The organism is Acinetobacter sp. YH12201, from assembly GCF_013418145.1.
Lineage (GTDB): Bacteria > Pseudomonadota > Gammaproteobacteria > Pseudomonadales > Moraxellaceae > Acinetobacter.
Genome location: NZ_VPCP01000036.1, coordinates 18,208 through 32,949, shown reverse-complemented (window position 1 = coordinate 32,949; position 14,742 = coordinate 18,208). Strand labels below are relative to the sequence as shown.

General features: G+C 42.9%; 13 protein-coding genes. 8 read left to right on the top strand and 5 right to left on the bottom strand.

Features of this window, described 5'->3' with window-relative positions; genetic code table 11:
• Window positions 1-377: 377 nt before the first annotated feature.
• The 3 genes from dut to FTU91_RS08855 all read right to left on the bottom strand — a co-directional run bounded on the left by dut (window position 378) and on the right by FTU91_RS08855 (window position 3,711).
• Window positions 378-830 (bottom strand): dUTP diphosphatase, encoded by a 453-nt coding sequence (gene dut / locus FTU91_RS08865; protein WP_166171142.1) that lies wholly within the window; start codon window positions 828-830, stop codon window positions 378-380.
• Between the two features lie 51 nt (window positions 831-881).
• Window positions 882-2,921 carry a UvrD-helicase domain-containing protein gene (locus tag FTU91_RS08860; protein WP_180081849.1) on the bottom strand — a complete coding sequence of 680 codons (2,040 nt, stop codon included), beginning with the start codon at window positions 2,919-2,921 and terminating at the stop codon, window positions 882-884.
• Window positions 2,922-3,057: 136 nt separating this feature from the next.
• On the bottom strand, window positions 3,058-3,711 hold the full coding sequence (locus FTU91_RS08855; RefSeq protein WP_086196426.1) for an OmpA family protein: 654 nt from the start codon (window positions 3,709-3,711) through the stop codon (window positions 3,058-3,060).
• 248 nt (window positions 3,712-3,959) lie between these two features.
• Here FTU91_RS08855 and FTU91_RS08850 point away from each other — a divergent pair, with 248 nt between their 5' ends.
• The 6 genes from FTU91_RS08850 to FTU91_RS08825 all read left to right on the top strand — a co-directional run bounded on the left by FTU91_RS08850 (window position 3,960) and on the right by FTU91_RS08825 (window position 8,433).
• The gene (locus tag FTU91_RS08850) at window positions 3,960-4,883 is read left to right on the top strand and encodes an acyltransferase (RefSeq protein WP_180081847.1); all 924 of its coding nucleotides are present in this window, start codon (window positions 3,960-3,962) and stop codon (window positions 4,881-4,883) included.
• 18 nt (window positions 4,884-4,901) lie between these two features.
• Entirely contained in the window at window positions 4,902-5,954 is a 1,053-nt protein-coding gene (locus FTU91_RS08845; protein ID WP_180081845.1) for a preprotein translocase subunit SecA, read from the top strand.
• Between the two features lie 122 nt (window positions 5,955-6,076).
• Window positions 6,077-6,808, top strand: a complete 732-nt coding sequence (gene minC, locus FTU91_RS08840) for a septum site-determining protein MinC (protein ID WP_180081843.1) — start codon at window positions 6,077-6,079, stop codon at window positions 6,806-6,808.
• 67 nt (window positions 6,809-6,875) lie between these two features.
• Window positions 6,876-7,688 carry a septum site-determining protein MinD gene (minD, locus tag FTU91_RS08835; RefSeq protein ID WP_086196430.1) on the top strand — a complete coding sequence of 271 codons (813 nt, stop codon included), beginning with the start codon at window positions 6,876-6,878 and terminating at the stop codon, window positions 7,686-7,688.
• Window positions 7,689-7,691: 3 nt separating this feature from the next.
• The gene (gene minE, locus FTU91_RS08830; protein WP_086196431.1) at window positions 7,692-7,964 is read left to right on the top strand and encodes a cell division topological specificity factor MinE; all 273 of its coding nucleotides are present in this window, start codon (window positions 7,692-7,694) and stop codon (window positions 7,962-7,964) included.
• A 181-nt stretch (window positions 7,965-8,145) separates the two neighbouring features.
• Window positions 8,146-8,433, top strand: coding sequence for a PA4642 family protein (locus FTU91_RS08825; protein WP_086196432.1), 288 nt, complete (start codon window positions 8,146-8,148; stop codon window positions 8,431-8,433).
• Between the two features lie 80 nt (window positions 8,434-8,513).
• Here the strand turns inward: FTU91_RS08825 and FTU91_RS08820 are convergent, their stop codons facing one another.
• Complete coding sequence (locus tag FTU91_RS08820; protein WP_180081840.1) at window positions 8,514-9,416, bottom strand: AEC family transporter; 903 nt, start codon at window positions 9,414-9,416, stop codon at window positions 8,514-8,516.
• 153 nt (window positions 9,417-9,569) lie between these two features.
• Window positions 9,570-12,656: a DNA translocase FtsK gene (locus FTU91_RS08815; RefSeq protein WP_180081838.1), complete on the bottom strand. Its 3,087-nt coding sequence runs from the start codon at window positions 12,654-12,656 to the stop codon at window positions 9,570-9,572.
• A gap of 284 nt (window positions 12,657-12,940) precedes the next feature.
• Here FTU91_RS08815 and trxB point away from each other — a divergent pair, with 284 nt between their 5' ends.
• Window positions 12,941-13,897: a thioredoxin-disulfide reductase gene (trxB, locus tag FTU91_RS08810; RefSeq protein ID WP_180081831.1), complete on the top strand. Its 957-nt coding sequence runs from the start codon at window positions 12,941-12,943 to the stop codon at window positions 13,895-13,897.
• A gap of 113 nt (window positions 13,898-14,010) precedes the next feature.
• Complete coding sequence (gene aat, locus FTU91_RS08805; protein WP_166171128.1) at window positions 14,011-14,742, top strand: leucyl/phenylalanyl-tRNA--protein transferase; 732 nt, start codon at window positions 14,011-14,013, stop codon at window positions 14,740-14,742.

The window sequence follows — 14,742 nt, the reverse complement described above, 5'->3', positions numbered from 1 at the left end:
GTCATGAGAAAGCCCATATAAATGGGTAGTGTACAAGTTGCTGTAGAAGCATTTTTAATTCGTCTGATCACAGATACTTTATAAAGTATTTTAATACTTTTTTGAATCCGTCAATGCGTAAGTCCTATATTATTAATTAAAAGAAAGGAATGAAAATAAATTCTATTTAAAAACCAATTACCTAAGTAAACATAGAAAAAATAACATTAAGTATAAGAAATCCCCCCATCAATACAATATTAAAAAATATTCTAAGCAGTTCATTTTATTATAAATGTGATTAATATTTTAAATAAGATTATTTCTAAAATGAAACCTGATAAACAAAATATAGCTGCTTGTTCATCAGGTACTCCATCTTAAAACTAAATCAGGGCTTAACCTTTACCGGTATGGCCAAAACCGCCTGCACCACGTTCAGTCGCTTCGAATTCATTCACAATATCAAACTGCGCTTGAACAACAGGAACCAGCACATACTGCGCTAAACGTTCACCCGGTTGTAAAGTAAATGCTGTTTGGCTACGGTTCCAAACCGATACCATCAATTCACCTTGATAATCTGAATCAATGAGGCCCACCAGATTGCCTAGAACAATCCCATGTTTATGCCCCAGACCTGAACGCGGCAAAATTAAGCCAGCAAAATTTGTATCTTCAATATAAATAGCCAAACCGGTTTTCACCAATACTGTTTGACCCGGTTCAATGACAGTCGCTTCATCGACACAAGCACGCAAGTCCAAACCTGCTGAACCCGAAGTCGCATAGGTAGGCATCGGCCATTCATTGCCTAAACGTGTATCGAGTACTTTCACTTGAACTTTCATTTGTTTTTTCCTAATTGCATAGTTTAAATGTTGCATGGTTTAAATCGTGAATTAACGCTTGATTAGGGCGCGTAAATTTTCCAGATAATGCTGGGCTTGTAATTTTGGATCAATATTGCCTGCCAATTTTTTCTTGCGACCTAGCCATTCCAGTTCATCTTGCGGTAATTCATCCAGGAAGCGGCTTGGGGTCATCTGTTTCATCTGTCCGCCCGCTTTACGCTGCTCAGCCAAAGTAATGGTCAAACCTTGACGGGCACGGGTAATACCCACGTACATCAAACGGCGTTCTTCTTCCACGGTTTCGGCTGCAATCGAGTTTTTATGCGGCAGAATTTCTTCTTCCAGTCCAATCAGATAGACATAAGGAAATTCCAGACCTTTGGATGCATGCAAAGTCAATAAATTCACTTTATCGGTATCTTCTTCTTCTTGCTGCTGCTCCAGCATATCCAGAAGTACCATTTTACGAATCACGCTTTCAATATTCTTGTCATCCACATCTTCAGCGCGGTTAATTAGACTCTGAATGCTGCTATACAGCACTTCAATATTATCCAGCTTGGTTTTTTCCTGCGCTGGCGTTGCTGCGGATTCCTTGATGTAATCGATATAGCCTGCTTCCTGCATCATCTGGCGAATAATTGGCACAGGCTCGTCATCATCTAGTAAATTACGGGTAAAATTTCCAATAAAATCAGAAAATTCAGCCAGTTGTGTAGTCGCTTTTTTCGGCATCACCATGGTCAGGCGCTGATCACCTGCCGCTGCCAGCAATGACAAATGATTTTCCTGTGCAAATAGACCTAACTTTTCTAAGGTTACAGGTCCAATGGCACGTTTCGGCGTGTTAATAATCCGTAAAAATGCACTGTCATCTTCAGGGTTAATAATCAGACGCAAATAACTCATGATGTCTTTAATTTCTGCACGAGCAAAGAAAGACTGGCCCCCGGAAAGCTTGTATGGAATTTGCATTTGACGCAGCTGTGTTTCTAAAATACGGGCCTGAAAATTACCGCGATACAAAATCGCATAATCCTTCCAGTTTTTCCCATTCATCAGCTTATGGGTGATCAGATCCTTCACTACGCGTTCGGATTCATCATCATCATTACGGCAAGTAATCACGCGAATCACTTCACCGTGACCTTTATCCGACCAGAGTTTTTTATCAAAAATATGCGGATTATTGCCAATCACCGTATTCGCCGCTTTCAAAATACGGCTGGTGGAACGGTAGTTTTGTTCTAATTTAATGACTTTTAAATTCGGAAAATCTTCCTTCAACAAAGCCATATTTTCAGGCTTTGCCCCACGCCAGGCATAAATGGACTGGTCATCATCGCCTACCGCAGTGAACTGTCCCATCACACCGACCAGCAGTTTCACCAGAATATACTGTGCGGTATTGGTATCCTGATATTCATCCACCAGCAGATAACGCACCCGGTTCTGCCATTTATCTCGGACTTCAGCATTTTCCTGCAATAGGCGAGTTGGCATCACTATCAGGTCGTCAAAATCCACGGCATTATAGGCACGCAAGTTGCGTTCATAAAGCTGATATAAATGCGCAAACTGGACATCTTCAGCGGTTTCACAGGTGGTATGTGCTTGTTCCGGTGGAATTAGGTCATTTTTCCAGTCCGAAATCATCTTCATTGCCTTGGCAATGAGTTCTTTACTTTCCGCGCCGGATAAATTATCACGGTGCATTAAATCCATCAGGATGCGCTTACAATCATCGGCATCCAGAATAGAAAAATTATTTTTTAATGGGGTATGTTTGAGTTCCAATCGGAGCAAATTCAGACCAAAGGTATGGAAGGTCGAAACAGACAGACCTTTGGCTTCTTCACGAGACAATAATTTACTGACACGCTCCTTCATTTCGCGTGCTGCTTTGTTGGTAAAGGTCATGGCCGTGATCCGATGTGCCGGTATACCGCAATTCTTGACCAAATGCGCGACTTTTCGCGTAATTACCGAGGTTTTACCCGAACCTGCCCCTGCAAGTACTAACAAGGGCCCTTGAGTGTATTTCATAGCTTCAAGTTGCTTGTCATTCAGTTGACTTGCCGACGACATAGGATTTCCTCGTGTTAATTGGAGCTCGATTATAGTCATCTGCGCCCAACTTGCATAACCTAAAATACAGATTTGACATTCATAAAAAAAACCACCCGAAGGTGGTCTTTTCAATTCATCATGAACTTATGAAGAATTATTGAACCGCGTAAATGCTGATTTCTACACGACGGTTTTGTTCACGGCCTTCAGCTGTCGCATTTGATGCGATTGGGTTCGCTGAACCTTGACCTTGTGCATTAATACGCGTACGTGCCACGCCCTGACCGGCCAGATAGTTAGCTACTGATTGAGCACGCGCTTGAGATAATGGAATGTTAATCGAGTCATTACCCGTGCTGTCTGTATAACCTGTTACAAGAATACCGCTCTTGTTGTCTTCAGTCAGTGTTTGCGCAACTTTGTTCAAAGTCGCGTAGAAGTTCGGTTTGATATTTGATTTATTGGTATCAAAGGTAATGTTACCTGGCATAATCAGGCCAACAGAACCATCCGGATTACGTGTAACATCTACACCAGTACCCGCCATTTGTTGACGTAATTTTTTCTCTTTATTGTCCAGATATACACCTGTTGCACCGCCTAATACAGCACCAATTGCTGCAGCACGGTTATTTTGAGCGCTTGTATTTGCGTTACTTTTAGAAAGACCATAACCCGCAGCTGCACCCACTATTGCGCCAATTGCTGTTTTATCGTATTCCATACCGCCAATGTTGTTGCCAGTTGTTTGACAGCCTGATAGTGCCAATGCCCCTGCTACTGCTGCTGAAATGACTAGTGCACGCATCGCATGCCTCCTTCTTGTGTTTTATCGTATGCTGGAATAATGAATTAAAAAAAATCGGCATACCATTGATTTTTTGTAAATAATACATTGATTAGTTACATTTTGTAATATTTCTTATCGATCTTCAGAATAACTTACGCACAATTTCTTCATACTTGTATGAATAGACTTTTTTATTTTAAATTCTGCAATTATATTGAATACTGCATAAAAACATTTGATGATTTTCTTTTAAGGCCTTTTTTTATATGTCATCTCAAAATACCAAGCAACCGATATTAAAAAAAATATCTCGCGGGCTTACTGTCGGATCGGTCATTACTGGAAGCACTTTTTTTCATGGACCACCTGTACTCGCTTTGGGATTAACCAAACTCATTAAAAAATCACGAAAAGTAGACGAAACCAACATTCAAATTACCAACAGCTGGCTCAGTGTCAATAATTGGCTGATCGACCATGTATTGCCCAACTTAAAGTGGGATATCACGATTGAGGAAGGTTTAGAGCTCAGTATGCAAGGCCGTTACCTGATGACCTGCAACCATCAAAGCTGGGTGGATACTACGGTAAATCAATACTTTGGTTTAACCCGCATGCCACTTACCCGTTTCTTTACCAAGTGGGAACTGATCTTTATTCCTTTCGTCGGGCAAGCCTTTAAAATTTTGGGCTTCCCGATGATGAAGCGTCATAGCAAGGAACAGATAGCCAAAAATCCGGAACTTAAAACCCGTGATATGGAAGAATCGCGTAAAGCATGTGAACAGTTATTAAGTCAACCTTTTACCTTATTGAACTATTTGGAAGGTACGCGCTTTACGCCAGAGAAACATGCACAGCAGCAATCACCTTATAAGCATTTACTCAAACCTAAAGCGGGTGGCTTAGCCTTGGCCCTCAACATTTTAGGTGACAAAATTGATGCGCTGGTCGACATGACTATTGTTTATCCGGATGGTGTCCCAGGTTATGGCGATTTCTGGCTAGGAGAGGTCAATCGCATTGCGGTGAATTTGCGTAAAATCGAGATTCCAGACTGGGTATTAGGCGGTAATTATGAAGATGATGCTGAATATCGTGAACGTTTTCAACAATGGGTGCATGAACTATGGACTGAAAAAGACCAGCTGATTGAACGCATGCAGCAAGAATTGGCTGCGAAAGCTTAAGCATACCTAAGGAAGAAAATGAAGCAAGACGACCAGATTAAGCCCCCAACTTTTTCTTTTGTAAAAAAAGGCACCTGGGGATGGAAAGTCGCACTGGGCTATGACATTTTTATGATGATTCTGATCATCATCAACCTGTTCTGTCTTAGTGCCAATGCCATTCTGATGAGTGATTTTGGCGGCTGGCTGTTTGACTTCATTCATCTTCCCGAGCTGTTGCAGTTTTACCGTAACTCATTGCGTCCCTGGGTCATCATTACCGAAAGCTGGTTTACCAGTTTTCTGGTCATTGAACTGCTGGCCCGCTGGATAATTGCGGTCGTTGGGCAACATCATAAGCGCTGGTTTTTCTTTCCCTTTATTCACTGGTACGAAATTCTCTCCATTATTCCGCAGCTGCGTTTCTTACGTTTATTACGTGCCGGGGCCATCGGCTACAACCTGCACCAGCATGGTTATAAAGTCATTCCGGACGCTTGGTATCGGCGGGCTAAATTCTATTACCACATGGTGCTTGAAGAACTCACCAGCCGTATTGTACTTACGGTCTTAGATGGCATAAAACGTGAACTCTCGACCAGTACCACACATAAAAAACTGATTGAAGATCTGGTTGCCCATCACCGTGATATGTTTGCCGCTGCCCTGGCGGATATTTTGCAAGAGTCTTTAGGCAAAGAGCTGCAAGCGCAAAAAATCATGATTGCTGAAAATATCGGCGACATTGTCAATCGTGCCATTGAAGACACCCCTGAACTGACCCAATTATTGCGCCTGATTCCGATTGTGGGGGGACGCATTGAGCAACAAATCCAGAGCATTGGACAACGTTTGGGAGAAAATATCACCCTGGGGCTGATTGAACCTTTTGCATACGGTCATAAAAATGAAAAAAATCTGGCATATTTAGAAATTTCAAATAAAATCAGCCAAATACAATTTGAAAATAATACCCATGTGGAAAAACTGGTGGAATCGGCTGTTTTTGAAAGTTTAGAAGCCATTCGCCAGCAAGTGAAAATAAAACAATGGCAACAAATCCTGGAACAGCATGATCAAGTTAAAGAATGATCATGAGATTAAAAATATTGAAAACGTGGCTAGAGAAAAGCTGCAATTTGTTCTAGCATTTGCTCTATTTACAACATCACTTCGACATAAAATTAATGAGTCAGAAGTCTTAAGGAATAATTATGGCTGATATACGGATTACAGGCAGAATGGTTAATTTTACCCGATTAACTTTTGACACCAATGATCACAATGCAATCCGCCAGCAATTGACTCAAATGCTCCAAGAAACTGCTTCTCATGGCACGCTGGTCATTATTGACAGCACGGTAGAACAGGAACTGATAGCACTGATTCAGCTATTAATCAGTCTGGATCTACAGCCGATGGGCGTGATTGACGGTATTCTTTCCGATGAAGCCCGGGCCATTCAGTTTCCTATTCTGCCCGCAGACAACAAACCCTTACAGCGTATTAAAGCGACCAAAGAACAAGTGGTTGAGGCCAAACCTGAAGTTGACTCTGCCCTGCCCCAAGATGCTGAAGAAGAGCCCGTCAAACCAGCTCGTGTCATCAGCCATGTGACCTCTTATCACGATGAAATTTTGCGCACCGGTCAATGCCTAGTTCAGGATCATGGCGATATTATTCTTAACGCCGGAATCAATAGCGGCTCTGAAGTCATTGCTTCAGGAAATATACATATTTATGGTAGCGCACGTGGTAGAGTCATCGCCGGCGCAGGCGGGAATGGTACAGCGCGGATTTTCTGCCATTCACTGGAAGCAGAACTGGTATCAATTGCAGGGACATATTGTGTGGCGGATGACATTCCACAACATGTCCTGAAAAAATCTGTCCATATTTACTTGAATGATCATCAAGAACTTGTCTTTGAAGTTCTCGAGTTTTAATGTATAAATAAACACCAAAAGCCCCATATTTAAAAAGGGGGTTTGAACCATAACAGGAGTGGATTCGGTGGCGAAAATTGTTGTCGTAACATCAGGCAAAGGTGGTGTAGGTAAAACTACTACAAGTGCATCTTTTGCAACAGGTTTAGCCCTTCGTGGTCACAAAACTGTTGTGATCGATTTTGACGTGGGTTTACGTAACCTTGATTTAATTATGGGTTGTGAACGTCGCGTTGTTTATGATTTTGTGAATGTATTGAATAACGAAGCGCGTCTTCAACAAGCGCTTATTCGTGACAAAGATATTGAAAATTTATATATTTTGCCTGCATCACAGACCCGTGACAAAGATGCCTTGACCGATGAAGGTGTTGCACGCGTTATGGATGAACTTTCTCAAGAATTTGATTACATTATTTGTGATTCGCCTGCAGGGATTGAACGTGGTGCCATCATGGCCATGTATCATGCAGATGAAGCGATCATTGTGACTAACCCGGAAATTTCTTCTGTACGTGACTCTGACCGCATTATTGGTATGCTGGACAGCAAAACCAAAAAGGTAGAACAGAACGAAGGTCGCATCCGTAAGCATCTTTGTATTACACGTTTCAACCCTGAACGTGCCGATAAACAAGAAATGTTAACCATTGACGATATTTCTAAAGATATCTTACGTGTCCCTACACTAGGTGTGATTCCTGAATGTAAGAGCGTACTGCAAGCATCTAACGAAGGTAAACCGGTTATTCTGTTTACTGAAGAAGCTGCAGGTCAGGCTTATGATGACCTTGTAGCGCGCTTTTTGGGTGAAGAACGTCCTTACCGTCATATTGAAGTCAAACCTAAAGGCTGGTTAGCAAGACTATTTGGAGCGTAAGAAATGGCAGGATTCTGGAGTAAACTTTTTAGTAGTGAGGATAAACCATCAAGTGCACAGACTGCTAAAGATCGCTTAAAAGTCATTGTCGCCTCTGAACAGGGTCTAGGCAAACGCTTAAGTCAGGAAAAGATTGACCTCATGAAGAAAGAAATCATGCAGGTGGTCAACCGCTATGTCCGTGGTGTAGATGAACAACACATTCAAATGTCGGTTCGTTCTGAAGCCAATATTGAAATGTTAGAAATGAATATCAATTTGCCTGAAGAGCGATAATCTGATTTTTGATTAGTCAAGCAAATTGAATCAAGGCAAAATATGAGCCTGAACAAAGCACTGCTTTGTTCAGGCGCAAGACGAGAAGCTGTGCTTCAAGTTGGCAGGGTCGAGCAAAACCGCTTTGTCTAGCCTCATATTTTGCCTTTTTTATTTTAATCAGTATACCAAGGAGATTGCGATGGCATTATCTCAGCCAGCAACGTTCAATGAAGAATGGTCAGATGAGCGTGTATTTGCCTACTTAACCCAGCTACCTCCTGCAGGCGTTAATGCTGATTTTCATGTGCTTTATCATGCATTCAAGCACATGCGTCCAAATGATTATGAGCGTTTACTGACTCAATTCGTTGCCGATGGCCGTGATGTCAATGCCACCAATCCTGAAGGTCAACGCATTCATGATGTGATTGCACAGTACCCGCGTCAAAGCGAAGGCTTTCTGGAAGTGCTTGCCAAGTTTGCTTAAGTAAAACATAAAAAGCCTGGCTGTTTGCATAGAACAGCCAGGCTTTTTTTATCAAAATAATTTTCTTTTAAACCTTTATTTTAAGGCAGCAATAGCATCAATGCCGGAAAAGTCACCGCAAAACAGAGTGTCTGCAAACTAATTACAGCCGCCATTAATCGATGATCACCCTGATATACTCGGGTCAGAATATAAGAAGCTGAAGCTGTCGGCAAACTAAAAAATACCACTAAAATCATGCATTCTAAATGACTTAAATCAAAAGCCTGGCATACGGCAAATGCCAAAATGGGCATGATGAGCAAACGCCCAAACACACTCATCAATAAACGATAGATATTGGTTTTAAACTGATCAAATTGCAATGCTGCCCCCACTGACAGCAAACCCAAAGGCAAGCTCATTGCCGCGAGTAATTTCACAAGTTGCCCTATCCCATCAATTAAGGGCAGATTCAGTAGATTGAAACCTACGCCAACAATACAGCCGAGAATTAATGGATTTCTTGTAATCGAAATAACTGTTTTTCCCAGGGTGTGCCAGTTTAAGCTCGATAATGCCAGTACCGACAAGATATTGACCAAAGGAATCGCGATAGCGATCAGCATGGCAAACATTTGCATGCCTTTCGGCCCAAATAAAGATGCCATGAGCGACAGGCCGATATAAGTATTAAAACGTACCTGGCTTTGCATATACACGCCGAAACGCTGTACCGGAATGTTATAGATTTTTTTAACCACAAAAAGAGCCATAGCTGCCAGCAAAATTACCAGGATCAAGATTCCCAGCATGCTCGACACAGTAGCCATCTCCAGCTCGACATGAGATAAATTCAAAAAGAGCAAGCTAGGAAACAAGATAAAATAATTGAGCTTTTCAGAGTTTCCCCAAAATTCATCTGTGACAAAACGCGTCTGTTTAAGTAGATATCCCATTGCAATCAAAATGATCAATGGAAATAGCGCCATGACAATATTCATGCTCTATCTGTATCCTTAATGAAATATTTCAGTCTTTCCCTGAGCTGCATGATACTTTTGTTTTTCATGAATATTCACTTAATTTACCTTATATCTTCCAATTGTGCTCAAGAAAAAGGCCTGCATTTGCAGGCCCTTGGAAGATATTTACACTTAAATTAAAATATCACGTTTACCGTTGGCACCCATACCGCTAACAATGCCATTTTCTTCCATCTGGTCAATGATGCGTGCAGCACGGTTATAACCCAGGCTAAACTTGCGCTGTAGCGAAGACGTGGATGCCTTACGGGTTTCCAGCACAAAAGATACACATTGATCATAAAGCGCATCACGGTCGGAACCACCCTCACCATCCTCAAAACCACGGCTACTTGGCTCTTCATCAAATGGCGTTAAGATTTCATCGACATAGTTTGGTGCACCACGTTCACGCCATGCATCACAGATACGGTTCACCTCATCATCGGCAATAAAGGCACCATGCACACGTTCCGGTTCAATCTTACCTGGGCCAAGGAACAACATGTCACCATGACCTAACAAGTCTTCTGCACCACCAGCATCCAGGATGGTACGCGAGTCAATTTTCGAGTTCACACGCAATGCTACACGGGTTGGAATATTGGCTTTAATCAAACCTGTGATCACATCCACTGATGGACGCTGTGTCGCAAGTAACAGGTGAATTCCTGCCGCACGCGATTTCTGCGCCAAACGGGTAATCATTTCTTCGGCTTTTTTACCCACCTGCATGATCATATCGGCGAATTCATCCGCCACAATGACAATAGATGGCAATGGAGTCAGACGCGGTGCACGTTCGCCCACAACCGATTCGCTGGCTTTCCAGGTCGGGTCAAACAGTTCTTCACCATTGGCAATCGCTTCTTCAACCTTACGATTATAGTCGCTTAGCTTACGGATTTTCAGGAAAGACATCAGCTTATAGCGGCGTTCCATTTCATTGACACACCAGTTCAAGGCACTGACCGCATCTTTCATGTCGGTCACGACTGGCGTGAGCAAATGCGGAATATCGTTATAGTTGGCCAGTTCCAGCTGTTTTGGGTCAATCAGGATCAGACGAAGCTGATCAGGCGTGTACTTCAGCAACATCGATAGAATCATCGAGTTCACCGCAACCGATTTACCAGAACCGGTTGTACCGGCAACCAGCATATGCGGAGCTTTACCCAGTTCGGTAATCACGGGATTACCCGAGATATCTTTACCCATAGCCATGGAAAGAATGCCATCCGGATCATTGAATTTTGAAATCTGTACCAGCTCAATCAAGCGAACCATTTCACGGCTACTGTTCGGTACTTCAATCCCGATATAAGGTTTACCCGGAATGACCTCGACTACACGTACCGATGCCATCGACATCGAACGTGCCAAGTCACGTGAAATATTGGTCACTTTAGAGGCTTTTACCCCCGGTGCCAAATCCAGCTCAAAACGTGTCACCACAGGGCCAGGCTGTGCTTCTATCACTTTGGCCTTCACATTAAACTCTTGCAGTTTAATTTCTAGCAGTTCAGATAAACGTGCCAATTGCTCGGCAGTGAAATTCACCTTCTTGTTAGGATCAACCTCATCCAGCAGCTCCAGACCTGGCAATGGCGGCAAATCACGACGTTTTTGCGCCACCTGCATGGAACGAGACATCGGACGACCCATGGCATCGGTTAAAGGGGCATCCAGATCAAAATCATCTTCATCCAATTCAAGCTCGTCGACAGGTTTTCCAGCCGTTTCCTGCCAAACTTCACGGAAGGCATCTTTGTTGGCAGCAATCAACGCCTTTTCATCTTCGGAAATGGTGGATTGCGGCTGCAATTGAGTATTGATTTCTGCACGCACAAAGGCTGAAGATTGGGCATAACTACTCGTAGTACGTGCCACAGGCGCTGCTGGCTCCAAGTGATCTACCTGTAAATTATCTATTGGTAAATCATCTACCAGCAGATCATCCAGTTCATCAAACTCGTCATCCAATGCACTATTTTTAGGCGTACTATGATTCAGTGATGGTGATGCTGCCATACTTGCAGCTGCAGTTACCATCTTTTCTTCAGGGATAATTGCTGCTGGTTCTGGATTCACAGAATTAAATGGCGTATGTACATCTGTTGCAGTTTTTCCACCCGGCACAGCTGCAAGCAATTCATCAAAAATTTCGTCATCATCCCAATCCAGATTTTGCTTCGAGGTCTGCGGAGTCGTTGCTGCAGGTTGCTCATCAACAAATGCCTGAAAATGGTCATGTGGTGTATGGGGTCCAGATTCTTCAGCCGCTTTTAACAGTGCATCAATATCTTGGTTATGATTTTGATTTTCATCTGCATGTAATGCACGCCACACTTCACCTGTCGCCACGACACGTTGTGTATTCTGTTCAAGACGATGGGCTTTTTCTAAAATTTGTTCAAATTCAGTTTCATCTTCCTCATCCACCAGTTGTTGCTGCGCAGACTGCTCTTTTTCAACCATGTCATCGAACAGGCGCTCTGCAGCCGGATCACGAACGACTGGTGACAATTCTACTTGCTTATGTTCGGCTACTACTGCTACTTTTTCTGTGGCTGTTTTTTGTTTGTTATTTACCAATGATTTTTTGACTTCAGGATTTGTCCGGTCAAATGCAGATTCGGCTTCAGGCACATTTTTATAAAATAAGTCTTGTAAATAAGCAGGTGTCGCCTTAAGCGTAACCCAGGTTTTGTTCCACTTCACCCCAAATGCAAAGGTGAATAAAACCAGCCAAAACAGCAGCAGAAAAGTCGTTGCACCATAAATGGTTAAAATCTGGGACAGACTTTGCCCCAACTCATACCCAATGATCCCGCCCGACGAATTATCCAGCGTATCAGCCGGCACTTGCCAATACAGATACAACAGACTTGCTGTCGCCAATAAAATAAAGAACTGTGCAGCATAGCGAAAAGGTTTATTCAAAAAGCTATACGGCCACCAGACCTGAATTGCCTCAACGAAGAGAAAAATTGGAATGAGCAAACTTGCCCAGCCTAAAAAACCGAACAGTAAATCTGCAATCCACGCCCCGGCAACTCCGCTGGCATTCGATACATGCTGGGTATCACTGGAAATGTGCATCCAGCCCGGATCAAAAGGCGTATAGGTCACTGTTGCAAGGAATAAATAAATTCCAAATGAAACTAAAAATAATGTCTTTATTAAGCGCTGTGCATAAACACTCGACACCGCAGTCATATACTGTCCTGTAACCAATTTTTCATTCATGTTTTTGTAAGAAACTAAGACAAAATAGTTTCACAATAAACGCGTATTATGCACCTGTTCCACAAAAAAAGATGCAATATTATGTAGTGGCTGCTGCTTAGAAATATACCAGATTGGGTATCTAGCACAGCACTGTTGTTCTATATAGCTCAAATCGATTTGCATGATCAATAATATCGACTTTAATCGCACACCACTGTTATACAGTTTCACGTATAATTCCACAAATTTCTAAATAAAAAAGGATGCAGCGGATGAGCGCACGTCACTCAAGACTGATTATTTTAGGTTCGGGTCCTGCTGGCTATAGCGCAGCGGTCTATGCAGCGCGTGCAAACTTGAAGCCAACCCTGATTGCAGGCTTGCAACTGGGTGGACAACTCACTACAACCACTGAAGTAGATAACTGGCCGGGTGATCCTGAAGGTCTGACCGGTCCTGCGCTAATGGAACGCATGCAGGCACATGCTGAACGTTTTGGCACCGACATTGTCTATGATCATATCAACGAAGTTGATTTAAGCGTTCGCCCATTTGTGCTGAAAGGTGATATGGAAGAATTTACCTGTGATGCTCTCATCATTGCCACTGGTGCGACAGCGCAGTATTTAGGTCTTGAGTCTGAAGCTGCATTTATGGGTCAAGGGGTAAGCGCCTGTGCAACCTGTGATGGTTTCTTCTATAAAAACCAGAAAGTGATGGTGGTCGGTGGTGGTAACACTGCTGTAGAAGAAGCACTTTATCTTTCTAATATTGCTTCGCATGTGACTCTGGTTCATCGCCGTGATTTCTTGCGTTCTGAAAAAATCCTTCAAGATCATATTTTTGCTAAAGAAAAAGAAGGCAAAATCAGTATTATCTGGAATCATCAGGTCGAAGAAGTTCTGGGCGATGCAAAATCTGGCGTAACTTCTGTTCGTTTAAAATCAACCCAAGACGATTCAACACAAGACGTTGAAGTGACCGGGATGTTTGTTGCCATCGGTCACAAACCAAACAGTGCAATGTTCGAAGGTCAGCTGAACTTGCGTGACGGTTATATCCAGGTACAAAGTGGTACAGCAGGCAATGCAACTGCGACTTCTGTTGCGGGTGTTTTCGCTGCTGGCGACATCGCTGATAGCGTTTACCGTCAAGCCATTACCTCAGCAGGTTCAGGCTGTATGGCTGCGTTAGATGCCGAGAAATATCTAGATGCTTTGGCTGACTGATTTAAATAAATCAATTCAACTCAAAAAACCGTCCTCTTTGGGCGGTTTTTTTTTGTATGATAAAAATCATAAATGTTTATTGCCAGTTACTTTTCTCGTTCAGGCTGAATCCCATGCATCCATTAGCTCCCTCAGAATTCATTTTCCCCGACCCCATCGAGGCTGATCCCGATGGCCAGGGTCTAATCTGCATCGGTGCTGACCTCTCCCCTTCTACACTTTTTGAAGCCTACACCCATGGCTTATTCCCCTGGTTTTCTGAAGGTGAACCGATCTGCTGGTGGAGTCCGGAACCACGATGCATTATCCGTCCGCAGGATTATCATCCGAGTAAGTCATTAATTCGCAACATGAAAAAGTTTGATTATCAAATCACGGTCAATCAGGCCTTTGAACGGGTCATACGCTCTTGTGCCCTGCCGCGCAGCTATGCTGATGACACCTGGATTTCGGAAGACATTATTGAGGGATATTGTCAGCTGTTTGAAGCTGGTTATGGCTATAGTATTGAGGTATGGGATGAAGGCAAAGTCGTTGGTGGATTGTATGGCGTCACCATTGGACACGGCTGTTTTGGTGAGTCGATGTTCAGTACGCAAACCGATGTCTCAAAAATGGCGTTTTATACTTTAATGCTGATTGGACAGGAAAATAATTTGCCCTGGATTGACTGTCAATTGGTCAATGATCATCTACTCAGCTTGGGAGCCTGTACACTTTCTCGGCAAGCATATCTTAATTCGTTACAAGATGTTGTAAAACAGTCCGCTATCGATTGGAAAAAATATCAAGAGGGTGTATTTTCAAGTAAAACAATAGCGCAAAAAGCGCGTTTAATGGAATGA